The organism is Sphingomonas sp. Leaf230 (assembly GCF_001421745.1).
Taxonomy (GTDB): domain Bacteria; phylum Pseudomonadota; class Alphaproteobacteria; order Sphingomonadales; family Sphingomonadaceae; genus Sphingomonas.
Genome location: NZ_LMKW01000009.1, coordinates 463335 through 486236, shown reverse-complemented (window position 1 = coordinate 486236; position 22902 = coordinate 463335). Strand labels below are relative to the sequence as shown.

Below are 22902 nucleotides of genomic sequence, written 5' to 3'. Positions count from 1 at the left end.
AAACGAAGGGCAAGCATCATGGCGAATTCGGCCTCCGACGTTCTCAATATGATCAAGGACCAGGAGATCGAGTGGGTCGATCTGCGGTTCACCGATCCCAAGGGCAAGTGGCAGCATCTGACGATGGTCGCCAGCCTGATCGGCGAAGACGAGCTGACCGACGGCCTGATGTTCGACGGCTCGTCGATCGAGGGCTGGAAGGCGATCAACGAGAGCGACATGACGCTCAAGCCCGATCTCGACGCAGTTTATGTCGATCCGTTCTCGGCGACGCCGATGATGATCCTGATCTGCGACATCAGCGATCCGTCGACCGGCGAGCTGTACGCGCGCGATCCGCGCTCGACCGCCAAGCGCGCCGAGGCGTATCTGCTGACCACCGGCGTCGGCGACACCGTGTATGTCGGCCCCGAAGCCGAATTCTTCATGTTCGACGACGTGCGCTTCGAGAACAGCTATTCGACCAGCTACTACAAGATCGACGACATCGAGCTGCCGGGCAATTCGGGTCGCGAGTACGAGGGCGGCAACCTCGGCCACCGTCCGCGCGCCAAGGGCGGGTATTTCCCGGTTGCACCGGTCGACAGCGCCGTCGACATCCGCGGCGAGATGGTCTCGACGATGATCGAGATGGGCCTGCCCTGCGACAAGCATCACCACGAAGTCGCGGCCGCACAGCATGAGCTGGGCCTGACCTTCGGCACGCTGACGCAGACCGCGGATCGGATGCAGATCTACAAGTACGTCGTCCACCAGGTCGCGCATGCATACGGCAAGACCGCGACGTTCATGCCGAAGCCGATCAAGGAGGACAACGGCTCGGGGATGCACACGCACTTCTCGATCTGGGAAGGCAAGACCCCGCTGTTCGCCGGCAACGGTTATGCGGGCCTCAGCGACATGTGCCTGTATTTCATTGGCGGCATCATCAAGCATGCCAAGGCGGTCAACGCGTTCACCAACCCGTCGACCAACAGCTACAAGCGCCTCGTCCCCGGCTACGAAGCGCCGGTGCTGCTCGCCTACTCGGCACGCAACCGCTCGGCATCGTGCCGCATTCCTTACGGCACCGGCCCCAAGGCGAAGCGCGTCGAAGTGCGCTTCCCGGACGCGCTGGCCAACCCGTATCTTGCTTATGCGGCGCTGATGATGGCGGGCATGGACGGCATCCTCAACAAGATCCATCCGGGCGAAGCGATGGACAAGAACCTGTACGACCTGCCGCCGGCGGAGCTCGCGCAGGTCCCGACCGTCGCGGGTTCGCTCCGCGAGGCGCTCGAATGCCTGCTCGCGGATCACGACTTCCTGCTGAAGGGCGACGTGTTCTCGAAGGACCAGATCGAGAGCTATGTCGAGATCAAGTACGCCGAGGTTGCGCGTTGGGAGATGACGCCTAGCCCGGTCGAGTATGATATGTACTACAGCGGCTGAGCTGCCGAGCCGGCAGCGGTGCGCGATAGCGCACAGCCGCTGTCGGCCGGCGTCGCGAGTAGCGACGACCGACGGCGTGGCTTTGCCACGTCGCTGAATTGGAAGAGGGCGCGCGGAGCAATTCGGGCGCCCTCTTTTCGTAAATCCTCCCCTGCAAAGGGAGGTAGCTGGCGCAGCCGAGCAGAGGGGTATCGCTAAGTCAGTCAAAAGGCGGCCACCTCCCCTTGCAGGGGAGGATCAAGTTTTGAGCATCCGCGCCAAGCTTGTTTCCCCGCGAAGGCGGGGACCCAGTCTGGGCTCCCGCCTTCGCGGGAGAACAAGCTTTGCAAGAGGACAAGGGTAGCCTCGATTAACTTCGCGCGTTGGGTTCGATTGATCGACCGTGTCCGGCACCCATATCCCGTCCGAGACGCACAGCCCAAGAAACCCAAGGAACACCCGTGACCGAAGACAGCGGCAACAGCGCCGGACGCGCGATCCCGAGCGGCCGCCTCGCCCGTCTCGGCGTCTTCGGCAAACTCGCAGGCGGCGTCGCAGGCGGAGTCGTTGCGGAAGGCGCCCGCCGCCTCGCCAACGGCGAACGCCCCAAGATCGGTGACCTCCTCCTCACTCCCGCCAACGCCACGCGCGTCGCCGACCAGCTCTCCCACCTCCGCGGCGCAGCGATGAAGCTGGGGCAAATGATCTCGATGGACGCGGGTGACATGCTCCCGCCCGAACTCGCGACCATCCTCGCCCGCCTGCGCAACAACGCGAACCACATGCCGCCGCAGCAGCTCGACCGCGTTCTCGCCGCCGAATGGGGCAAGGATTGGCGCCGCCGCTTCGCGCATTTCCAGGCGCACCCGGTCGCCGCCGCCTCGATCGGCCAGGTCCACCGCGCGCGCCTGCCCGACGGCACCGAACTGGCGATCAAGGTCCAGTATCCCGGCGTGAAGGAGAGCATCGACGCGGACGTGGACAACGTGGCGACACTCCTGCGCGTGTCGGGCATGCTCCCGAAGGCGCTCGACATCGCGCCGTTGCTCGACGAGGCGAAAAAGCAACTGCACGAGGAAGCCGATTACCTCCGCGAGGCGCAGATGCTCGCGCGCTACGGCAACCTGCTTGCCGACCAGTCGCAGTTCGTCGTGCCCGCGCTCTATTCCGAGCTCACCACGCCACGCGTCCTCGCGATGAGCTTCGTCACCGGCGTGCCCGTCGAGACGCTTGAAACCGCGCCGCAGGACGTTCGCGACCGCGTGATGCACGACCTGATCTCGCTCGTGCTGCGCGAGTTGTTCGACTGGCGGCTGATGCAGACCGATCCGAACTTCGCCAACTACCGCTGGCAGCCCGAGACGGAAAAGCTCGTCCTGCTCGATTTCGGTGCCGCCCGCCCCCTCCCCGCCGAGACCGGTGAAGGGTATCGCCGCTTGCTTACCGCTGCGCTCGCCGGCGACCGTGACGCGGTACGCGAAGCCGCGATCGCCGCGGGGTTCCTCGGCGAAGCGGCCGTTCTCCAGCATCGCGCACTCGTCGACCGGATGATCGACGTCATCCTCGCCGAGCTCGCCAAGCCCGGCCCGTTCGACTTCGGCGACCGCGCGTTCGTCGGCGTGCTGCGCGAACAGGGCACCGAGATCGCGCGTGACCGCGATACCTGGCACTTGCCCCCGATCGACACGCTGTTCGTCCAGCGCAAGATCAGCGGCACCGCCCTGCTCGCCGCGCGCCTCAAGGCGCGGGTCGACATTCGCACGATGGTCGCTGCCTGTTGCGACGGCGCGCCATCTAAAGGGTCAGCGTAACTTCAGCGCGCGCTTCACGCTCGCCCAGCTGACGTATTTGAAGTTCTGCGTGGCCGGGGCGTTGTCGCCGTCCTGTGCGGCGAACAGGCCTTGGGGGTAGGCGGGGCCGAAGTTGCCGAGCATCAGTTCGATCCCGTCGGTATCGCTAGTACCGTCGATCGCGCCGCCGCCTATCCGGAAGCGCCCGGCATAGGTGACGCCCGGCAGGCGGTAGAGCGTGTAGGCGTTGTCCCCCTGGCTCGACGCGACGAGATAGCCGCCGTTCCTGCCCGACGGGGCGAGCGCGAGGCCCTCCGCGTCGGCGACCAGCGTCTTGCCGTCGACCTTGGCGATCGGGGTTGCCGTGACCGGTGCCGATGGGTCTGCGTCGAAGCGCCAGAGGCCGACGTCCTCCTCGGCGACGTAGAGCAGCCCGGTGCGGTCGTCGACGACGCAGCCTTCGGACTGGGTGCCTAGCTTCATCGAACGGACCGTCTTCATCTTCGGCGCTGCGCCGGACAGGTCGATCGCGACCTGGTCGATGCGGCCGTCCTTGAGCACGACGAAGCCGAACAGCGCGTGATCGCTTGCGCGGGTCCAGAGGCACATGCCATAGGCCTCGCCCGGACCGACCGGGAAGCGGCCGAGGGGCACGAGCTTTGCCGCCGCCGTGTCGAGCGTGAACAGCGAGACATGTGCGGTAGCGATGTCCGCCCGGTCGCTGGCAGCGGCGATGACTCGTCCCCCGAGGTCGCGCAGGTCGACATTGTTGAGCCGCGCGGCCGGGGTGAAGCTCAGGCGCTTGCCCGCCAGGCCGTAGACGTGGATGCCCGCCTTCTTGTCGGTGCCGATGACGAGGCTCTTCGCCGGATCGCCTGCGTTGCGCCAGATCGCGGGATCGTCCGCGGCATCGGCGGCGGTGTCGACCGGATCGGTCTCGGCGGTTGCCGCGACTGTCGGCGCCTCGATCGCCACCGGGACCGATGTCGTTGCACACCCCGCGAGCAGCAACGCTGCAAAGGGAAGCGCGCGCATCAGAACGTCACCCGCACGCCGCCGGTGTAGCGCCGGCCGAACGTCTCATGCTCGATCGTGTAGGCCGACGATCCGACATAGCGGCGGCCCGGACCGTTCAGCAGATTGGCGAAATCGCCGTAAATCTCGACATTGCCGTTGATCGCATAGCGGACCGACGCGTCGAGCTCATTGTCCTTGGCCCAGTAGAAATCGCCGCCGTCGACGCCGCGGACGACGCCACCGATCGTGTCCACCGCGCCGATCGCATCGAGCCACGCCGACCGGTTCTGATAGGAAACGCGGGCCGAGAATCCGTATTTCTCGTAATAGGCGATCAGATTGTAGATCGCATCCGACGCGCCGGGCAGCGGCACCTTGCGCGACGGGATCGCGCCCGTTGTCGGCGTGTCGGCGCGGCTCTTGTTGATCGTCGCGTTGAGCTGGACGCCGAAGCCCCCCATCCAGTCCGGCAGGCCCAGATCAGCGGTGAAGGGGTCTAGCTGCTGCTGGATCGCGCCCTCGATCCCCATGATGTAGCCTTTGCCACCGTTGATAATGGTCGAATAGACATAGCCCGACCTATCGACGCCGGCAGCGTTCAGGTTCGTCTGGCCGTAGGTCCGGGTCGAGTCGAACAGGACATCGGTGACGTCCTTGTAGTACGCGCCGATCGACAGGAAGCCGCGCGGCATGGTGTAATATTCGACGTAGAGATCGACGCCTTTGGCCTTTTCGGGCTTCGCGTCGGGGTTGCCGCCGGAGATCGTCGCGTTCGCGTCGTTGATGCTGAGATTGGGGCGCAACTGATCGTAATCAGGGCGTGCGGCGCCGGTGTTGAACGACAGCCGCGCCTTCATCCGGTCGTTGACGTCCCAGTTCACGTGCAGGCTTGGGTAGACGAGCGTCTGGCTCGACTTCACGTCGATCAGGCCGAGCGACGAGAATGCACGGGCGTCGTTACGGATATGCTCGACGCGCGCGCCGCCAATGACGCTGCCCCAGTTGGTGGTCGTCGTCGCCATCGCATAGGCGGAATAGACCTTCTCGCCGACATCGTAGAAATTGGCGTCGGTGGACACGAACGGGCTGACCGCCTTGGCTTGATCGACCAACGCCAGAATCTTGTCCCGATCGAAATACTGGAACGTGTAGCCGAGCGGGATCTCGCCCTGGAACCCGCCCGGCTTGGCGATGGCGGCGTAGCCGGTCGGAATGCCGGCCGCGGCGAACTGGGCTGGCGTGCTCAGTTCGAGCAGATACTCGTTCGCGGTCTTGGTACGATCGTCGTAGCGAAGGCCAGCCGCGAACACCGTCTGCGCGCCGAACACCGAGGCTTCGCGGCTGATGTCGAGCTTGCCGGTATAGGCTTCGGTCACGTCCTGCGCCTTCAGCGACCGCAAGCGGGCCAGGGTGCGCGGAAAGTCCTCGATCGACGTGACCTGCGCGCCGCGCGAGAAGGTGCCGTCGGCGTTGCGGATCGTGCGGAACAGCTGGACCTTGGCGAGCTGTGGGTCGGTCAGGTCATAGCCGACGGTCAGGCGGTTGGCGGCGTTCGCACCGTTGGTGCCGAACGACGGGCTGTCGTAGTTCAGCTGTGCAGGCTGCGAGCGGTCGTCGATCGAACGCGTGAAATTACCGCGCCATTTGACGTTCCAGGCGCCCAATTCGTGATCGCCGCCGATCGTGTTGGTGAACACCGACTGCTTGTATTTGCGCACGGTAAAGTTCGAGTTGAGATCGATGCCGTAGACCGTGCCGAGCAGCGGCGTGTTGCCGGTACAGACGTCGGCATAACCGGTCGTGCCGGTCGCGGGGCGCGCGTTGACGGTGCAGGCCGCGGTACCGTTGGGCGCGCGCGACTGTTGGTCGTCGAGATCGAAGATGTAATTGTTGCGCTGTTCGTCGTCCTGGAACGCCGAGTAGATCGACTCCGCGAACAGCTTGTGGCCGGGCGCCGGGCGCCAGTCCAGGCGGGTCGACAGCGAGTAGTTTTTCCGCGTCAGGCGATACAGCTTGTTCTCGGTCTCGCGGGCCCAGTTGCGCGTCTCGAAGCCGGGGCGGCGATCGCGGTCGACTGCCTCGAAATCGGTCTCGAAATTGTCAGTGACCATGCCGCGACGATACAGGCTGGCGGACGAGACGATGCCGAACTCGCCGATACCGGTGTCGATCCGGTCGGAGATGACGAGCGAGCCCTCATATTCGGTCTTCTTGCCGAGTTCGACATGGCCGACGCCGCCCTTGGCCTGCACCTTCATGCCCGGATAATCGAATGCCGAGCGTGTGATGATGTCGACGTTACCGGCGATCGTCTCGCCGGTCATGTCGGGAGTGACGGCCTTTCGCACGATGATCTGCGAGGCGATCGCCGAGGGGATGGAATCGAAGCGAGCGTCGCGACCTTCGGGGCTGACGACGTTGATGCCGTCGATCGACAGCGTGGTCCAGTTGATCGGCGCGCCGCGCAGCGTGATGTAGCGCGCCTGGCCCTGGTCGCGCTGGACGCCGACGCCGGGGAGGCGGCTGACCGCCTGCGCGATGTTCTGGTCGGGGAGGCGACCGATCGAATCGGAGGCGATGACCGAGACGAGCGAGGGGCTGGTCCGCTGGATCTGGAGCGCGGCGGCTTCGGACTCCGCGATCGGCCGCGAGCCGGAAACGACGATCTCGTCGCCCTCGCCTGCGTTCGCACCGACTTCGGTGGTCATCGCGACGTCGAGCGTCACGGCGGCATCGACGACCGTCACCGTCCGGTGCGCGTCGGGGAAGCCGACATAGCGGATCACGAGTTCGTGCGTGCCGGTGGGGACGCCGACCAGCGAGAACCGTCCGGTGCGATCGACCACGGTCGACAGGTCCAGCGCCGGGATCGATACCGACGCACCGTCGAGATACTCACCGCTGCCAGCCTGCGACACGGTACCGACGATCGAGCCTGCCGCACGCGGCGCGCCGACCGGGGTCGCGGCATCGGGACGCGCATAGGCTCTGGTGGCGGTCAGCGAAGTCAGCGCGCAGCCAGTCAGCAGCACATGCGCGAGGACGCGACCGCGAACGCGGGTCGACAGGTTCGATTTCATGGTATTCCCCCGGGTGGTCCCGACTTCTTCAGCCGGCTTGGGAGGCGCGGTAGCGGCCGTGCATGGCACCGACGTTACTTTTGCATGACAATCACATGACAGATGCGTCATCCGGGATTGCCTCACGTACGCGCGAGGGAAATCCCACATTAAACCAACGTTAAAATCGCCGGACACGCGATTCTTATATTCGTAACGGACGTGCCACGACCGCCGCCTATCGCGCCCTTCAAGGCAAAGACTGCCGAAAAAGGGAAACTCTCGATGTTGAATTCAGCAAGCCTGCGCTTGCGGCTGCTGGCCGGCGCCGCCCTGACGGTCGCGATCGCGTCGCCAGTGCTCGCGGCCCCCGCGCCGACCGCCGCCAAGGATACGGCGCCCGCTGCCGCTGCCGCAGACCCCGTGATTGATCCGGCCCCCGCCACTGCGGAACCCGCCGACCAGACCGGTCTCGGCGAGATCGTCGTCACCGCGACCAAGCGCGAGACGAACCTCCAGAAGACGCCGATCGCGATCAACGTCCTGAGCAGCCAGGCGCTGACCGACCGCCACGTCCAGAGCCTGTACGATCTCGCCGATGGCGCAGTGCCGTCGTTGCGCGTCGCGACGTTCGAGGCGCGCCAGTCCGCGCTGACGATCGGTATCCGCGGCATCGTTCCGCTCGACGCCAACCAGCCCGCACGCGAGCAGGGCGTCGGCGTCTACATCGACGGTGTCTATCTCGGTCGCCAGCACGGCCTGAACGCGGCTCTGTTCGACGTCGACCGGATCGAAGTGCTCAAGGGCCCGCAGGGCACGCTGTTCGGTCGCAACACCGAAGGCGGCGCGCTCAGCATCGTCACCAAGGGCCCGAGCGGTAAATGGGGCGGCAGCGCGACCGGCGGGATCGCCAACTACGGCAGCTATAACGGTACGCTGCATGTCGACCTGCCCGAAACGTACGGCGTGTCGTTGAAGCTCGACGGCGTCATCCAGCACCAGGACGCGACCACCAAGAACCCGCTCGCGGACCAGACCGGCTTCAATTATTACCATCGCCGCGGCTTCAAGGCGACTGCACGTGTCCGCCCGATCTCGGGCATGACTGCCGATTTCAGCTACGATAACGGCTACGACTCGAACAGCCCGTTCTACAGCCAGCTGCTCAACGTGAACCCGAACGGGTGCAAGGCCGGTGCGCAATCCGCGTCCCCTGCTTGCGCGCTGCCCGGCACCAACTACACGACGCTGACCGGCAGCGTGAAGCCGCTGCCGAGCCAGGTCGTCGTCAACGGCGACAGCCGGATGAAGGTCGCCGACATCGGCGTGCCGCAGCAGCCGAGCATCGACAAGACGCACGGCTTCACCTCGAACATTCGCTGGGACGTCGCGCCTGAGATCGAACTCCGCTCGATCACCGCGTGGCGCGGCGTGAACGCGACGCAGTACGACAATAGCGGCGGCTATCACCGCGTCCCCGTCGTTGCCGCTGGCTGCGTTGGGAGTGCGTGCAACTTCAGCCGCTACAGCCTTGCCGACCTGCATCAGAACCAGTTCAGCCAGGAATTCCAGGCAGTCGGCACGGTCGGCCAGTTCGACTACGTTGCCGGGCTGTATTACTTCAACGAGCACATTAGCGACGACGCGGCGACGCCGAACTCGCTGGCGTTCAATTCGGCGCTGACGACGATCTCGGTGCTCGATCCCTGCACCGGGTCGGGCGGGTTCGGCTCTCTCGTGGGATGCCGCTCGATCGATCGTGCTTCGGAAGTGCATTCGAAGAGCTATGCGGGCTATGGCCAGGTCACCTGGAACGCGACCGACCGCGTTCACCTGACCGCCGGTGGCCGCTACACGCGCGATGAGAAGCAGGGCGTGCTGCATTTCTCGCGTAACCTGAACTACGACACGGCGACCCAGGCCCAGTTGACGGCGGCCGGCTATGCGCCGCTCGACGCCACTTGGAACCGGTTCAATCCGATGGCGACGCTCGCCTATGACGCCAGTGACACGGTCCACGTCTATGCAAAATACGCGACCGGCTACCGTGCCGGCGGTGCCAGCTCGCGGACGTCCAACTACCAGACGTTCAACCCCGAGGACGTGAAGTCGTACGAGATCGGCGCCAAGACCGATTTCTGGAACCACCGTGCGCGCCTGAACCTTGCCGGCTACATCATGGACCGCAAGAACAGCCAAGTCGACATCAGCTCGATCCAGACGACCGCGTCGGGCAGCTTCAACAACCTCGTGACAATCAATGCGCCCGGCATCACCAAGATCCGCGGTATCGAGGCCGACCTGACCGTGCAGCCGGTCGACGGCCTGACGCTGACCGCGGGCTATGCCTATACCTACACGAAGATCCCGCCCGTGCTGATCACGTCGACCGGCGTGTATCAGAACTTCTACATCGTGTTCACGCCGCGCAATGCCGCCAACGGATCGGTCGACTACACGATGCCGGTCGGCGATATGGACCTTAAGTTCCACCTCGACGGCAACTACTCGCAGGCGACGCAGACCTTCGATCAGTTCGCGACCAAGAACGATCCGGCGTTCATCGCCAACGCCCGCCTCGCATTGGCGAACATCCACGTCGGCGGCAGCAACGCGGTGACGATCTCCGCCTGGGTCCGCAACCTGTTCGACAAGCAGTACGTGTTCCGCCGCGACCCGTCGAACAGCCTGCCGGGCGCTCCGACGACCAACCTCACATCGGGCAGCGTCAACAACGTCCTCGGCGACTACGGCAATTTCAACGCGCCGCGCACCTACGGCATGGAGGCTTCGGTCAAGTTCTGATCGGGCTTGCCGCGTAGAAATGGAAACCCGGGCAGGCGCTCAGCCTGTCCGGGTTTCGTCGTTTCAGCCCTTGGGTAGGGCGATGACGACGCGCAGTCCGGGGACCGCGTCTTCGAGCAGGATGGTGCCGCGGTGAAGCCGGACTATCGCCTGAATCAAGGGTAGGCCAAGGCCGTGCCCTTCGTCGTGGCGGCTGGCGTCGAGCCGCCCGAACCGCCGCAACGCCAGCTTGCGCTGATCCGCCGGAATGCCGGGGCCGGTATCGGTCACCGTGAGCGTGGCAGTCTTGCCGGTGGTCGTGACGCCAATCTCGATGCGGGTGCCGGGTGGGGTGTGGCGAAGCGCGTTCTCGATGAGGTTCACGAGCATCTGGCCGAGCAGTTGGCGATCGCCGACGATCTCGGCCACGGGCGATGGTTCCAGCGTCAGCGTCCGGTCGCCATCAGCGACTACCGGCTGCATCATCGTCGCGATCTCTTCGGCCAGCGCCGCCAGATCGAGCGTCGCGAACGCCGCACGCCGATTGCCGCCTTCGATCTCGGCGATCCGCAGCATCGCCGCGAACATCTCGAGCAGTTCGTCGCTCATCGCGATCGCGGTTTCGAGATCGTCGCGCTGGCCGTCCGTCTGGGCCCGACGCAACGCCAGCGCCAACTGGCTGCGCAAACGTGCCAAGGGCGTGCGAAGATCGTGGGCGATATCGTTGGAGACGTTGCTGATACCGGCCATCAGCTCCGAAATACGGTCGAGCATGCGGTTGAAGGCCATCGCCTGATGCGCGAACTCGCCGCCCGATCGATCGACCGGTACGCGCCGCGACATGTCACCATCGATGATCGCGTCGACCGTCCGCCGGGTCTCGCCGATCCGCCGTCCGATCGTGATGACGAAGAACAGCAGGCCACCGATGACGACCAGCAGGATCGATCCGAAGCCGACGAGGTAGATCCGGACACGTGCCGCATTATAGTCGTCGAACGGTTCGGTCTCGGCGATCGTCACCAGCGTCATGCCGTGCCCGACGTCGCGGACCAGCGCACGCCCGGCGGACAGCCCGGCGATCTGGTCCTTCAACGCGACCGTCGAGAACCCCATCGGCAGGCGGCGCGGCAAGGCGATGTTGCCGCCGAGCCTGCGACCGGTCGCGTCGAGCAGCAGGAAGCCGATATCGCCGGTATCACGTTCGCGGGTCGCGGCGTTGATCCGCCGGACGAGCTCTTCGGGGCTGCGGTCGCCGGAGATGCCGGCGGCGGCATCGCTCACGACCAGGATACGGCGATCGACCAGGCGCTCGATCGTGCGCTGCGTCGCGGTGTAGATCGCGAACCCGGTGCCGAGCGTCGCGACGAGGAACGCGATCAGGAACGCCAGCGTCAATGCGCGCAGCGATCGCAGGCGGGTCATCCGCGCAGCATGTATCCGACGCCGCGCACCGTGCGAATGGGATCGTCGCCGCCCGCCGCGGTCAATTTGACGCGCAGGTGGCGGACATAGACATCGACGATGTTGGTGGTCGGGGCGAAGTCGTACCCCCAGACCCGCTCGACCAGCATCGCCCGGGTCAGCACCGCGTCTGCATTGGCGACGAACTCGGCGAGCAATTTGAACTCCAGCTTGCCGAGATCGAGCGCGATGCCGTCACGCCACGCGCGGAACTTGGTCGGGCTGACGACGATATCGCCGGCGTGGATCGTATCGCCCGCGCTACCGGTCCAGCCGCGCCCGCGCATCAGCGCGAGCAGGCGGGCGTTCAGTTCGACCGCGGCGATCGGCTTGACCACATAGTCGTCCGCGCCGGCCTCAAGCCCCTCGACCTTCTCGACCGAGCGGCCGAGCGCGCTGAGCATGATGACCGGCATCGTGATGTTCGCACTCCGCAGCCGCTCCAGCACGGAGATGCCGTCGATCTTCGGGAGCATCCGGTCGAGGATCACCGCGTCGAACGCCTGGCTGTCGATCGCGGCGAGCGCGTCGCGGCCATCCGGCGCCACCGTCACATCGTGCTCGAACCCGCGCAGTTCCTCGGCCATCGCCTGCGCGAACACCGCATCGTCCTCGACCAGCAGAATGTTCAGGCTCATCACGGTCTCACTCAGGCAAGCACCTGTCCTATCGTGGATCGTCGCGCGTACAAGCGTCATGCGGGCTCAGCCGGAGGTTACAAACGCCGTCCGTCGCTTAGCGGAAGCGTCGTATTGGTTCACGCGAAGGCGCGAAGGCGCGAAGAGATGAGAAGAATGGGTTCACGCGGAGACGCGGAGACGCGGAGAGTTCTCCCGGACCAACGGTCCCCTATCATCGCCGCAAGATGATGAACGACACGCCCGTACCGCCCGCAACACCTCCGCGTCTCCGCGTCTCCGCGCGAACAAATCTTCTCCACGCCTTCGCGCCTTCGCGTGAACACACCTTCTTAAATCCGCGCACCCGTTACGGCAGCAGGATCGTGCTCCCTGAAGTCTCACCCGCCTCGATTGCGCGATGGGCAGCGGCAGCCTCTTCGAGCGGAAAGGTCCGGCCGATCTCTGGTGTGACGGCGCCGCTGTCGAGCATGGCGAACAGGCGGGCGATGCCGGCCTGCCTTTCCTCCGACGTGACGTAATAATCGAACAGCGTGGGCCGCGTTACGAACAGCGAACCCTTCCGCGCAAGGACGCCGATGTTGACGCCGTCGACCACCCCGCCTGCATTGCCGTAGCTCACGATCAGCCCGCGCCTGGCCGCGCTGTCGAGAGACGCGTCCCACGTCGCACGACCAACACCGTCGAGGACAACCGGCACGCCCTTGCCATCGGTGATCTCGCGAACGCGCGCTGCGATGTCCTCGGACTTGTGGAGGATGACGTGATTGGCACCGGCTTTCCGCGTCCGCGCCGCCTTGTCCTCGCTGCCGACGCTGGCGATGACGGTCGCGCCGATCGCCTTCAGCCAACCGACGAGGATGTGGCCGACTCCGCCCGCCGCCGCGTGGACGAGAACGGTCTGGCCCGCCTGCACCTTGGCGCAGCGCTCGACCAGGAACTCGGCAGTGCAGCCCTTGAGCAGGATCGCCGCGGCGGTCTGGTCGTCGAGCGTGTCGGGCAGCTTGAACAGCTGGTTCGCGGGCACGTTGCGCTCGGTCGCATAGGAGCCGCGCGACGGGCCGAAGGTGCCGACGCGGTCGCCGGGCGCGAACTCGGTCACGCCTTCGCCGACCGCCATCACCACGCCCGCCGCCTCGCTGCCGAGACCCGATGGCAGATCGATCGGGTACACGCCGCTGCGGTGGTAGGTGTCGATGTAGTTCAACCCGACCGCGGTGTTGCGCATCCACACCTCGCCCTTGCCCGGCGGGGGCAACTCGACGTCGCGCCACTGTATGACCTCGGGACCGCCGGTCTGCTCGATGAATGCCACTCTCGCCATGCCGGACTCCTGATACGTTTCCTCGTCAACCTACGGCATGCGTTTCGGGTTGCAACCGATCTCCGGCGAGCCCATTCCTGCGCAAGACAAGATGCGGAGAGGCACGATGAAAAGCTATCTGAACCAGTACATTGACGGCGCTTGGGTCGAGAGCGAGGGCGGCACCGTCTATCAGGTGATCGACCCGTCGACCGAGCAGCCCTGCACCGAGATCACGCTGGGCACCGCCGCCGACGTCGACAAGGCCGTGGCAGCGGCGCGCTCGGCGTTCGAGAGCTGGAGCCAGACCAGCGTGCAGGAACGCCTCGACGTGCTCGGCCGGATCATGATCGAGTACAAGGCGCGGATGCCCGATCTGGCAAAGGCGATGTCGCAGGAGATGGGCGCACCGATGGCGCTCGCCTCGATGGCGCAGGCGCCGACCGGGCTCGCGCATTTCTCGGCGACCGCGAAGGCGCTGGCGGCGTTCGAATTCTCCGAAACGATCGGCAAGGCGACCGTCGTGCACGAGCCGCTTGGCGTCGTGGCGATGATCACCCCGTGGAACTGGCCGCTTAACCAGATTTGCGCGAAGGTCGCGCCTGCGCTGGCGGCAGGCGACACGATGATCCTGAAGCCGTCCGAGGAAGCGCCGTCCTGTGCGGTGATCCTGGCGGAGATCATGGACGCGGCGGGTGTTCCGCCGGGTGTGTTCAACCTCGTCAACGGTGACGGTCCGGGCGTCGGTGCGGCGCTGTGCGCGCACCGCGATGTCGATATGGTGAGTTTCACCGGCTCGACGCGCGCCGGGATCGCGGTCGCGTTGGCGGCGGCCCCTACAGTGAAGCGCGTACATCAGGAGCTTGGCGGCAAGGCGGCCAACCTCGTGCTCGAAGGCTCCGATCTCGCCGCGGTGTTGCCGCCGACGGTCGCGGGCGTGCTTGCCAACTCGGGCCAGAGCTGCATCGCGCCGACGCGACTGCTTGTGCATGCGAGCCAGGTCGCTGAGGCGACGGCGATCGTGAAGTCGATGATGGAGCAGACCAAGGTCGGCGATCCCGCCGAGATGGGCCAGCACATCGGCCCGGTCGTCAACAAGGCGCAGTTCGACAAGATCCAGGGGCTGATCCAGTCGGCGATCGACGAAGGCGCGACGCTGGTGACCGGCGGCGTGGGGCGGCCGAACGGGCGCAATGCGGGGTATTATATCCAGCCGACGTTGTTCACCGACGTGCGGCCGGACATGCGGATTGCGCAGGAGGAAACGTTCGGCCCGGTCGCGACGATCACGTCGTACACCGATCAGGACGAGGGCATCCGCATCGCCAACGCGACCGAATACGGGCTGTCGGCGACGATCTCGGGCGATCCGGCGGCGGCGGCGAAGGTCGCACCGAAGTTGCGCGCGGGGCTGGTGACGATCAACTCGTGGAGCCCGGACATCGGCGCGCCGTTCGGGGGGTACAAGCATTCGGGGAATGGTCGTGAGAACGGGCGCTATGGGCTGACCGACTTCATGGAGGTGAAGACGATCACCGGCCTGCCGGGTGACACCCGCCAAGGAAAGCCGGCCGAAGCTGGGGCTTAAGGATCAGGAGGGGAATGCCAGCTCCTGGGGGCTCGTCAGGCACGAGCCCCTCCCCGTCATCCTGACGAAAGTCAGGATCCAGAGCCACGAAGGCTGCCTGTCGTAACCCTGGGTCCTGACGTTCGTCAGGATGACGGACGGGGTGACGGGCGCGCCAGCCTAGTCGAGGTTTGGCCGAAGCCAGCGTTCGGCGGTCTTTAGGTCCGCACCACGTCGTGCCGCGTAGTCCTCGAGCTGATCTCGGCCGACGCGAGCAACACCGAAATACTCCGCTTGCGGATGGCCGAAATAGAACCCCGAGACCGCCGCGGTCGGGAACATCGCAAAGCTCTCCGTCAGTTCGAGGCCAGTCGCGGTCTCGGCGTCGAGTAGGTCGAACAGGATCGGCTTGAGGCTGTGGTCCGGGCATGCGGGATAGCCCGGCGCGGGGCGGATGCCGCGATATTGTTCCTTGATCATCGCTTCGTTGGTGAGTTGCTCGTCGGGCGCATAGCCCCACAGGTCGGTGCGGACGTGCTTGTGGAGGCGTTCGGCGAAGGCTTCGGCGAAGCGGTCGGCGAGCGCCTTCAGCAGGATGTCGTTGTAATCGTCGTTGTCCGCCTTGAAGCGGGCGATGTGGCCATCGATCCCGTGGATGCCCACTGCGAAGCCGCCGAACCAGTCGTCCTGCGTGTCGACGAAATCGGCGAGACACATGTTGGCGCGGCCCTCGCGCTTGGCGATCTGCTGGCGGAGCATGGGGAGACGGATTTCTTCCTCTGCTCCCTTCCCGCTTGCGGGAAGGGTCGGGGAAGGGCCTTCTTGTGCGGCACGCCCCTCCCCTGACCCCTCCCGCAGGCGGGAGGGGGAAAGAACCACATCATCACCCTCGCGCCGCGCGGGCCATAAACCCGCCACCCCACGCGGCGTCAGCCACTTCTCCGCGACGATCGTATCGAGCATCGCCTGCGCGTCCGCATACAGCGAACTCGCGCTCTCGCCGACAACCTCGTCGGTCAGGATCGCCGGAAAATTCCCCGCCAGCTCCCACGCGCGGAAGAACGGCGTCCAGTCGATATAGTCGCGCAGGTCCGACAGGTCCCAGTCCGCGAACACATGCACGCCCGGCTTCACCGGTGCAGGCGGCTTCATCGCGAAATCCGCCACGAACCCGCGCGCGCGGGCCGTTTCCAATGGCAGAAGCTCGCTCTGCCCCTTGTTCGCCCGCGAGATCCGCACCGCTTCATATTCGTCGGCAGTCTTAGTCACGAACTCGTCGCGGATCGTGTCCGACACCAAGGTCGACGCGACACCCACCGCACGGCTCGCATCGAGCACATGCACCACCGGCCCGTCATAGGCCGGTGCGATCCGCAGCGCGGTATGCACCTTCGACGTCGTCGCGCCGCCGATCAGCAGCGGCATCGTCATCCCCGCGCGCTTCATCTCCTCGGCGACAGTGACCATCTCGTCGAGCGACGGCGTGATCAGCCCGCTCAGACCGATCATGTCTGCATCGTTCTCGTTCGCAGACTCGAGGATCTTCGACCACGGCACCATCACGCCGAGATCGACCACGTCGAAGCCGTTGCACTGCAGCACCACGCCGACGATGTTCTTGCCGATGTCATGCACGTCGCCCTTGACGGTCGCCATGATGATCTTGCCCTTGCCGCGCGCGCCGGGCTCCTTGGCCGCCTCGATATACGGCAGCAGATGCGCGACCGCCTTCTTCATCACGCGCGCCGACTTCACGACCTGCGGCAGGAACATCTTGCCCGATCCGAACAGGTCGCCGACGACGTTCATGCCGTCCATCAGCGGGCCTTCGATGACCTCGATCGGCCGGCCGTTGTTGCCGTCGATGATCAGCCGCGCTTCCTCGGTATCCTCGACGACGTGCAGGTCGATGCCCTTCACCAGCGCATATTCGAGCCGCTTGTTGACGCTCAGTGAGCGCCATTCCGCCGCCGCCTTCTCGGCAACCACGTCGGTGCCGCGATAGCGTTCGGCGAGCGCAACCAGCCGATCGCCCGCCTCGGGATCGGTGTTGAGCACGACGTCCTCGACCGCCTTGCGCAGTTCGGGATCGATGTCGTCATAGATGTCGAGCTGGCCGGCATTGACGATCGCCATGTCCATGCCCGCGGGAATCGCATAGTACAGGAACACGCTGTGCATCGCGCGGCGCACGGGTTCGTTGCCGCGGAACGAGAAGCTGAAGTTCGAGAGCCCGCCCGAGATGTGGCAATGCGGGCAGCGTGCCTTGATCTCCTTGCACGCCTCGATGAAGTCGACGCCGTAGTTGTCGTGCTCCTCGATTCCCGTCGCGACCGCGAATACGTTGGGATCGAAGATGATGTCCTCGGGCGGGAAGCCGATCCCGACGAGCAGCTTGTACGCGCGCTCGCAGATCTCGACTTTCCGATCCTTGGTGTCCGCCTGCCCGACCTCGTCGAACGCCATCACGACGACGGCCGCACCGTACGCCATGCATTTGCGCGCTTGGGCGAGGAACTGCTCCTCGCCCTCCTTCATGCTGATCGAATTGACGATCGGCTTGCCGCTGACGCACTTCAGCCCGGCCTCGATAACGCTCCATTTCGAGCTGTCGACCATGAACGGGATGCGCGCGATATCGGGTTCGGCGGCGATCAGTTTCAGGAACGTCGTCATCGCGTGATGTGCGTCGAGCAGCCCCTCGTCCATGTTGACGTCGAGCACCTGCGCGCCGCTCTCGACCTGCTGGCGCGCGACCTCGACCGCGGCGGGATAGTCGCCCGCCATGATCAGCTTCTTGAAGCGCGCTGAGCCGGTGACGTTGGTGCGCTCACCGATGTTGACGAAACTGGTGGAGGAGGAGGTGGAGGTCATGATCTTCTTTCCTCCCCTCCCGCTTGCGGGAGGGGTCGGGGGAGGGAAGTACCGCAAGCGAGGTGGTCGGGTTGGGCCAGTCCCTCCCCTAACCCCTCCCGCAGGCGGGAGGGGAACTAGGCTGCCATCGTGAACGGTTCGAGGCCGGCAAGCTTGGTCCGTACTTCAGGCCGTGCCACGACCCGCGGCTCGAGCCCGCGCACGCCATCGGCCATCGCCTTGATATGCGCCGGGGTCGACCCGCAACACCCGCCGAGCACGTTGACCTGCTTGGCCACCGCCCACTCGCCGACCAGCCCGGCCGTCGTCGCCGGCTGCTCGTCATATTCGCCGAGTTCGTTCGGAAGCCCCGCGTTCGGATAGACCATGATCAGCGTATCCGCGATCGCCGACAAGGTCTTCACATGCGGCCGCAGCTGCTCCGCGCCGAACGAGCAGTTGAGCCCGATCGTGATCGGCTTGGCATGCCGCACCGCATGCCAGAACGCCTCGACCGTATGCCCCGAGAGGTTGCGCCCAGACAGATCGGTCAGCGTCATCGACATCATGATCGGCACGTCGCGGCCGAGAGCATCGCCCGCCTCGATCGCCGCCATGATGCCCGCCTTGGCGTTGAGCGTGTCGAATACCGTCTCGATCAGGATGAAGTCGACGCCGACCCCCTCGCCCCCTTCCAGCAGCGCGTCGATCTGCTCGCGGTAGACGCCCTTGAGATAATCGAAGTCGATCTCGCGGAAGCCGGGATCGTTGACGTCGGGCGACAAGGACAGCGTCTTGTTGGTCGGCCCGATCGCGCCGGCGACGAAGCGCGGACGGCCGTCCTTCGCTTCGTATTCGGTGGCGAGCGCGCGTGCGATCCGCGCGGACTCGACGTTGATCTCGCGCACCAGATGCTCGGCGCCATAGTCTGCCTGCGAGATGACGTTCGCGCTGAACGTGTTGGTCGAGACGATGTCCGAACCCGCCTCCAGATATTCGCGCGTGATCGTCTCGGGGACGTCCGGCTTGGTGATCGCCAGGATGTCGTTGTTGCCCTTCTGGTCGTGCGACAAGCCGAGATTGCCCGCATAGGCTGCCTCGTCGAGCTTCCAGTTCTGGATCTCGGTACCGAACGCGCCGTCGGTGATCAGGATGCGCTTGGCGGCTTCCGCGTTGAAACGTTCACGTGGTGTCATCGACTGAACTCCTCCCCTCCCGCTWRCGGGAGGGGAGCAGAAATTACGCCGCGGCGACCTTTTCGGTCGGCTTCGCGCGAACACCGAGCATATGGCAGATCGCGTAGGCCAGTTCGGCGCGGTTGAGCGTGTAGAAGTGGAAGTCCTTCACCCCGCCCGCGTACAGCCGCCGGCACATCTCGGCCGCGATCGTCGCCGCCACGAGCTGCCGCGCCGAGGGATGATCGTCGAGGCCCTCGAACAACCGGTCCATCCACGCCGGGATCTCCGCCCCGCACAGCCCCGCGAACTTCCGCGTCTGCGCGACGTTCGAGACCGGCAGAATCCCCGGAAGGATCTGCGCGGTGATCCCCGCCGCCGCAACCCGGTCGCGAAACCGGAAATACGCTTCCGGCGAGAAGAAGAACTGCGTGATAGCGCGGGTCGCGCCCGCATCGATCTTACGCTTCAGATTGTCGATATCCGCGTCATGCCCGCCCGATTCCGGATGGCATTCCGGATACGCCGCGACCGAGATCTCGAACGGATGCAGCTTCCGCAGACCGGCAACCAGCGCCGCGGCGTTCTCATACCCGCCCGGATGCGGCTGATAGGGCTGGCCCAGCGTAGGCATGTCCCCGCGCAATGCGACGATATGGCGCACGCCTGCCGCCCAATATTCCTCGGCGACCTGGTCGATCTCGGCCTTTGTCGCCTCCACGCAGGTCAGGTGCGCAGCCGCGTTCATCGACGTCTCGCGCTGGATCCGTGCCACCGTCGCATGGGTCCGCTCGCGCGTCGATCCGCCAGCGCCGTACGTCACCGACACGAAGTCCGGCCGGAGCGGCTCGAGCGTGCGGATCGCGTCCCAGAGTTGCGCGTCCATCTTCTCGCTCTTCGGCGGAAAGAACTCGAAGCTCAGCCCGACATCGCCCGCCAGATCCGCGAACAGCGGTTCTTCGAGCGCGCGGCGCGCTTCGGCCAGTTGGGGGATCGAAATGTTCGTCATGCCGCCTTCACCTCACGCAAGCTCGTGCCGATCTTCCGGCCGAGCCATAATTTCACCGTCAACTCGCCGCCCTCGAGCGTTTCGACGCGCGCCGTCTGCAAGCCTGCCGCCTCGAACCACGCTGCCATCTGCTCGTCTGCGAACCCGAGACGCGTATGCGCATCGCGCAACCGCAGTTCCTCGCGGTCGTGGCTCGCGAAGTCGGCGATCAGCAACCGTCCGCCGGGCGCCAGCACCCGCGCCGCCTCACTCACTGCTGCACCGGGCTGCTGCGCGAAATGGAGCACGTGATGCAGGATCGCGACGTCCGCTGCGGCATCTGCCATCGGCAGTGCGTAGAGGTCCGCCTGGCGCAGTTCGGCGTGAGTCATGTCGTGCAGCTTGGCACGCGCGAGCCGCAGCATCTCCGAACTGCGATCGATCCCGAGCGCGATCGTCGCGCGTCCGCCGAACAGTTCGAGCATCCGCCCGGTGCCCGTCCCGATATCGATCAGCGTGCCGACCGGCGCATCGCCGAGCACGGCCGCCATCGCCGCCTCGACCTCGCTATCGGCGACATGCAGCGACCGGATCGCATCCCACTCGTCGGCATGCCCCTCGAACCACGCAGCTGCCGACGCCGCCCGATCCGCGCGCACCGCCGCGAGCCGCGCCGCGTCCGCCACCGCCCAATGATCCGGCTCGGCCTTCGCCCAGACGTCGAGCGCGCCCGCAACCGGCTCGACCACGTCCGGAGACCCGAGCGCGACGAACACCCAACTGCCTTCCTTACGGCGCTCGGCAAGCCCGGCATCGCACAGGATCTTCACATGCCGAGAGACGCGCGGCTGGCTCTGCCCGAGCACTTGCGCGAGCTCGCCGACCGACAGCTCCATCCGCCGCAACAGCGCGAGGATCCGCAACCGGGTCGCGTCCGCCAAAGCACGGAAGATTTCGAGCGCCATCGTCATGCCAAGACATATAAAGAATTCTTTATATGAGGTCAACGCAGGCCTGCGCGTCTTCGACATTGCCATATCCGCCCGCGACTTATCGCATCGCGCGAGATCGTGACGGATCGGAAACGCTTCGGCCGCGTTCGATTGCGCTATGGGCTGGGCATTACCCGGTCCACAAGACGACATCCACGGGAGTAGATACCTATGAAGAAGTTCCTGATCCCCGCCCTGGCGCTTACCGCCGGTCTCGCCGCCTGCAGCAACAATGCGCAGGACCAGACCGCACAGGCGGCCAACGCGATCGCCGCCGATGCCAGCGCGACCACCGCCAATGCCGTCGACGACGTCAGCGCCGCCAGCGATCGTGCGCTGGGTTCGGCGGAGCGCTCGCTCGACAACGCCGGTGCCCGCATCGACAATTCGACCGATCACCTCGACGCCAAGGCCGACCGCGCCGGTGACCGGATCGAAGCCGGTGCGGACCGTGCAGGCGCGTCGATCAGCAACGGTGCGGACCGTGCGGCCGACGCGACCGGCAACGCGCTGACTCGCGCCGGCAACGCGATCAAGGACTAAGCCTTGCCAAGGCGCCCCCACTTCTCCGTCCCCCCAGCGAACGCTGGGGGCTCCCTGCTCGGGTCACGACGGCCTGTGCAGAAGAACACCAGCTGTCGTTGGCATGACGGTATGATGGTGGGGGCGCTTTTCGCTGTTTCAGCGCTCGCGGCTTGCTCGCCCGCGAGCGAACCCGGCGCCGTCACCGCCGACGAAGCGCACCAGTTGAACGAAGCCGCCGCGATGCTCGATGCGAACAGTGTTGACCTGAACGCGGTCGTCGCCCCTCATGACGACGCCGCGCCCGATACCGAACTCCCCTCGAATCAAAGCGATCAGACCCGATGACACTCCGCCGCCTCGGCTCGACCGATCTGAAGATCGCCCCGCTCGTCCTCGGCGGCAACGTGTTCGGCTGGACTGCCGACCGCGCCGCCAGCTTCGCCGTACTCGACGCGTTCGTCGCGGGCGGTGGCACGATGATCGACACCGCCGACATTTATTCTGCCTGGGTCGACGGCCACACGGGCGGCGAGTCCGAGAGCATGATCGGCGAATGGCTGAAGGCGAGCGGCAAGCGCGACGACGTGCTGATCGCGACCAAGGTCGGCATGCTCCCCGGCGAAGGCGGCGAGAAGCTCGCCCCCGCGCGGATTGCCGCCGCTGCCGAAGCCTCGCTCAAGCGCCTCGGCACCGATCGCATCGACCTCTATTACGCGCACCAGGACGATGACTCGCAGACGCAGGAGGCTGTCCTCGAAGCATTCGGCAAGCTGGTCGATGCGGGCAAAGTCCGCGTGATCGGCGCCTCGAACTTCCACGCCGCCCGCCTGAAGTCCGCGGTCGAAGCCGCGAAGACGTCGGACCTGCCGCGCTATCACGTGCTCCAGCCCGAATATAACCTCGTCAGCCGCACCAAGTTCGAGGGTGAATTGCAGGATTACTGCGTCACCGAGAACATCGGTGTGCTGCCTTATTATGGTCTCGCCTCGGGCTTCCTCACCGGCAAGTACCGGACGAAGGACGATCTGAGCCAGAGCGTTCGCGGCGGTCGGATGGGCGAATTGCTCGAAGGTACCGGCAAGGCTGTCCTCGATGCGATGGACTCGGTCGTCGAAGCCACCGGCGCGACGCATGCGCAGGTAGCGCTGGCATGGTTGATCGCGCAGCCGGGCGTCACCGCGCCGATTGCGAGCGCCACGAGCGTGAAGCAGATCGAAGACCTGCTGCCTGCGATGACGCTGGAACTGTCGAAAGACCAGTTGGACGCGCTGATGGTCGCTGGCGCCTGACCATTTGATCCTCCCCCGCCAGGGGGAGGTGTCGCCGAAGGTGACGGA

At 65.6% G+C, this 22902-nt stretch carries 16 protein-coding genes; 7 read left to right on the top strand and 9 right to left on the bottom strand.

The annotated features are described in order from the left end of the window. Window positions 1-18: 18 nt before the first annotated feature. Both glnA and ASE82_RS11315 read left to right on the top strand, forming a co-directional pair. A complete protein-coding gene (gene glnA / locus ASE82_RS11320; protein ID WP_056062965.1) occupies window positions 19-1431 on the top strand; it encodes a type I glutamate--ammonia ligase in 1413 nt (470 codons plus the stop codon). Window positions 1432-1871: 440 nt separating this feature from the next. Beyond that, window positions 1872-3221: an ABC1 kinase family protein gene (locus ASE82_RS11315; RefSeq protein WP_056062962.1), complete on the top strand. Its 1350-nt coding sequence runs from the start codon at window positions 1872-1874 to the stop codon at window positions 3219-3221. Here the strand turns inward: ASE82_RS11315 and ASE82_RS11310 are convergent. Both ASE82_RS11310 and ASE82_RS11305 read right to left on the bottom strand, forming a co-directional pair. Continuing rightward, the gene (locus ASE82_RS11310; protein ID WP_056062959.1) at window positions 3213-4235 is read right to left on the bottom strand and encodes a phytase; all 1023 of its coding nucleotides are present in this window, start codon (window positions 4233-4235) and stop codon (window positions 3213-3215) included. The genes ASE82_RS11315 and ASE82_RS11310 overlap by 9 nt on opposite strands. After that, window positions 4235-7297, bottom strand: coding sequence for a TonB-dependent receptor (locus tag ASE82_RS11305; RefSeq protein ID WP_056062956.1), 3063 nt, complete (start codon window positions 7295-7297; stop codon window positions 4235-4237). Before ASE82_RS11305 ends, ASE82_RS11310 begins: the two co-directional genes overlap by 1 nt. A gap of 264 nt (window positions 7298-7561) precedes the next feature. Here ASE82_RS11305 and ASE82_RS11300 point away from each other — a divergent pair, with 264 nt between their 5' ends. Continuing rightward, window positions 7562-10081, top strand: coding sequence for a TonB-dependent receptor (locus tag ASE82_RS11300; protein ID WP_082441443.1), 2520 nt, complete (start codon window positions 7562-7564; stop codon window positions 10079-10081). 63 nt (window positions 10082-10144) lie between these two features. On the opposite strand, the gene ASE82_RS11295 is transcribed toward ASE82_RS11300, so the two are convergent. The 3 genes from ASE82_RS11295 to ASE82_RS11285 form a co-directional block, all read right to left on the bottom strand. Then, window positions 10145-11485 carry a sensor histidine kinase gene (locus ASE82_RS11295; RefSeq protein ID WP_056062953.1) on the bottom strand — a complete coding sequence of 447 codons (1341 nt, stop codon included), beginning with the start codon at window positions 11483-11485 and terminating at the stop codon, window positions 10145-10147. Next, complete coding sequence (locus ASE82_RS11290; protein WP_200910713.1) at window positions 11482-12162, bottom strand: response regulator transcription factor; 681 nt, start codon at window positions 12160-12162, stop codon at window positions 11482-11484. The genes ASE82_RS11295 and ASE82_RS11290 overlap by 4 nt, the downstream gene beginning before the upstream one ends. 349 nt (window positions 12163-12511) lie before the next feature. Then, a complete protein-coding gene (locus ASE82_RS11285; RefSeq protein WP_056062949.1) occupies window positions 12512-13486 on the bottom strand; it encodes a quinone oxidoreductase family protein in 975 nt (324 codons plus the stop codon). Window positions 13487-13592: 106 nt separating this feature from the next. Here ASE82_RS11285 and ASE82_RS11280 point away from each other — a divergent pair, with 106 nt between their 5' ends. Continuing rightward, entirely contained in the window at window positions 13593-15053 is a 1461-nt protein-coding gene (locus ASE82_RS11280; RefSeq protein WP_056062946.1) for an aldehyde dehydrogenase family protein, read from the top strand. Window positions 15054-15212: 159 nt separating this feature from the next. On the opposite strand, the gene metH is transcribed toward ASE82_RS11280, so the two are convergent. The 4 genes from metH to ASE82_RS11260 form a co-directional block, all read right to left on the bottom strand. Continuing rightward, window positions 15213-17906, bottom strand: a complete 2694-nt coding sequence (gene metH, locus ASE82_RS11275) for a methionine synthase (RefSeq protein ID WP_056062943.1) — start codon at window positions 17904-17906, stop codon at window positions 15213-15215. 116 nt (window positions 17907-18022) lie between these two features. Continuing rightward, window positions 18023-19081, bottom strand: coding sequence for a homocysteine S-methyltransferase family protein (locus tag ASE82_RS11270; RefSeq protein ID WP_056062940.1), 1059 nt, complete (start codon window positions 19079-19081; stop codon window positions 18023-18025). Window positions 19082-19124: 43 nt separating this feature from the next. Continuing rightward, the gene (metF, locus tag ASE82_RS11265) at window positions 19125-20069 is read right to left on the bottom strand and encodes a methylenetetrahydrofolate reductase (protein ID WP_056062937.1); all 945 of its coding nucleotides are present in this window, start codon (window positions 20067-20069) and stop codon (window positions 19125-19127) included. Beyond that, complete coding sequence (locus ASE82_RS11260) at window positions 20066-21019, bottom strand: ArsR/SmtB family transcription factor (RefSeq protein ID WP_056063427.1); 954 nt, start codon at window positions 21017-21019, stop codon at window positions 20066-20068. The genes metF and ASE82_RS11260 overlap by 4 nt, the downstream gene beginning before the upstream one ends. Window positions 21020-21211: 192 nt before the next feature. On the opposite strand from ASE82_RS11260, the gene ASE82_RS11255 reads away from it, so the two are divergent. The 3 genes from ASE82_RS11255 to ASE82_RS11245 all read left to right on the top strand — a co-directional run bounded on the left by ASE82_RS11255 (window position 21212) and on the right by ASE82_RS11245 (window position 22854). Then, window positions 21212-21583 (top strand): hypothetical protein, encoded by a 372-nt coding sequence (locus tag ASE82_RS11255; protein ID WP_056062934.1) that lies wholly within the window; start codon window positions 21212-21214, stop codon window positions 21581-21583. A 75-nt stretch (window positions 21584-21658) separates the two neighbouring features. Beyond that, window positions 21659-21910, top strand: coding sequence for a hypothetical protein (locus ASE82_RS11250; protein ID WP_235524672.1), 252 nt, complete (start codon window positions 21659-21661; stop codon window positions 21908-21910). Beyond that, window positions 21907-22854, top strand: a complete 948-nt coding sequence (locus ASE82_RS11245) for an aldo/keto reductase (RefSeq protein WP_056062927.1) — start codon at window positions 21907-21909, stop codon at window positions 22852-22854. Before ASE82_RS11250 ends, ASE82_RS11245 begins: the two co-directional genes overlap by 4 nt. The last annotated feature ends 48 nt before the right edge of the window (window positions 22855-22902 follow it).

What these genes read in the sequence shown, in the direction of transcription:
- ASE82_RS11300 (WP_082441443.1), top strand. Translation starts at nt 7,562, where the DNA reads ATGTTGAATTCAGCAAGCCTGCGCTTGCGGCTGCTGGCCGGCGCCGCC.
- metF (WP_056062937.1), bottom strand. Translation starts at nt 20,069, where the DNA reads ATGACGAACATTTCGATCCCCCAACTGGCCGAAGCGCGCCGCGCGCTC.
- ASE82_RS11310 (WP_056062959.1), bottom strand. Translation starts at nt 4,235, where the DNA reads ATGCGCGCGCTTCCCTTTGCAGCGTTGCTGCTCGCGGGGTGTGCAACG.
- ASE82_RS11295 (WP_056062953.1), bottom strand. Translation starts at nt 11,485, where the DNA reads ATGACCCGCCTGCGATCGCTGCGCGCATTGACGCTGGCGTTCCTGATC.
- glnA (WP_056062965.1), top strand. Translation starts at nt 19, where the DNA reads ATGGCGAATTCGGCCTCCGACGTTCTCAATATGATCAAGGACCAGGAG.
- ASE82_RS11255 (WP_056062934.1), top strand. Translation starts at nt 21,212, where the DNA reads ATGAAGAAGTTCCTGATCCCCGCCCTGGCGCTTACCGCCGGTCTCGCC.
- ASE82_RS11290 (WP_200910713.1), bottom strand. Translation starts at nt 12,162, where the DNA reads ATGAGCCTGAACATTCTGCTGGTCGAGGACGATGCGGTGTTCGCGCAG.
- ASE82_RS11245 (WP_056062927.1), top strand. Translation starts at nt 21,907, where the DNA reads ATGACACTCCGCCGCCTCGGCTCGACCGATCTGAAGATCGCCCCGCTC.
- metH (WP_056062943.1), bottom strand. Translation starts at nt 17,906, where the DNA reads ATGACCTCCACCTCCTCCTCCACCAGTTTCGTCAACATCGGTGAGCGC.
- ASE82_RS11285 (WP_056062949.1), bottom strand. Translation starts at nt 13,486, where the DNA reads ATGGCGAGAGTGGCATTCATCGAGCAGACCGGCGGTCCCGAGGTCATA.
- ASE82_RS11305 (WP_056062956.1), bottom strand. Translation starts at nt 7,297, where the DNA reads ATGAAATCGAACCTGTCGACCCGCGTTCGCGGTCGCGTCCTCGCGCAT.
- ASE82_RS11280 (WP_056062946.1), top strand. Translation starts at nt 13,593, where the DNA reads ATGAAAAGCTATCTGAACCAGTACATTGACGGCGCTTGGGTCGAGAGC.
- ASE82_RS11270 (WP_056062940.1), bottom strand. Translation starts at nt 19,081, where the DNA reads ATGACACCACGTGAACGTTTCAACGCGGAAGCCGCCAAGCGCATCCTG.
- ASE82_RS11260 (WP_056063427.1), bottom strand. Translation starts at nt 21,019, where the DNA reads ATGACGATGGCGCTCGAAATCTTCCGTGCTTTGGCGGACGCGACCCGG.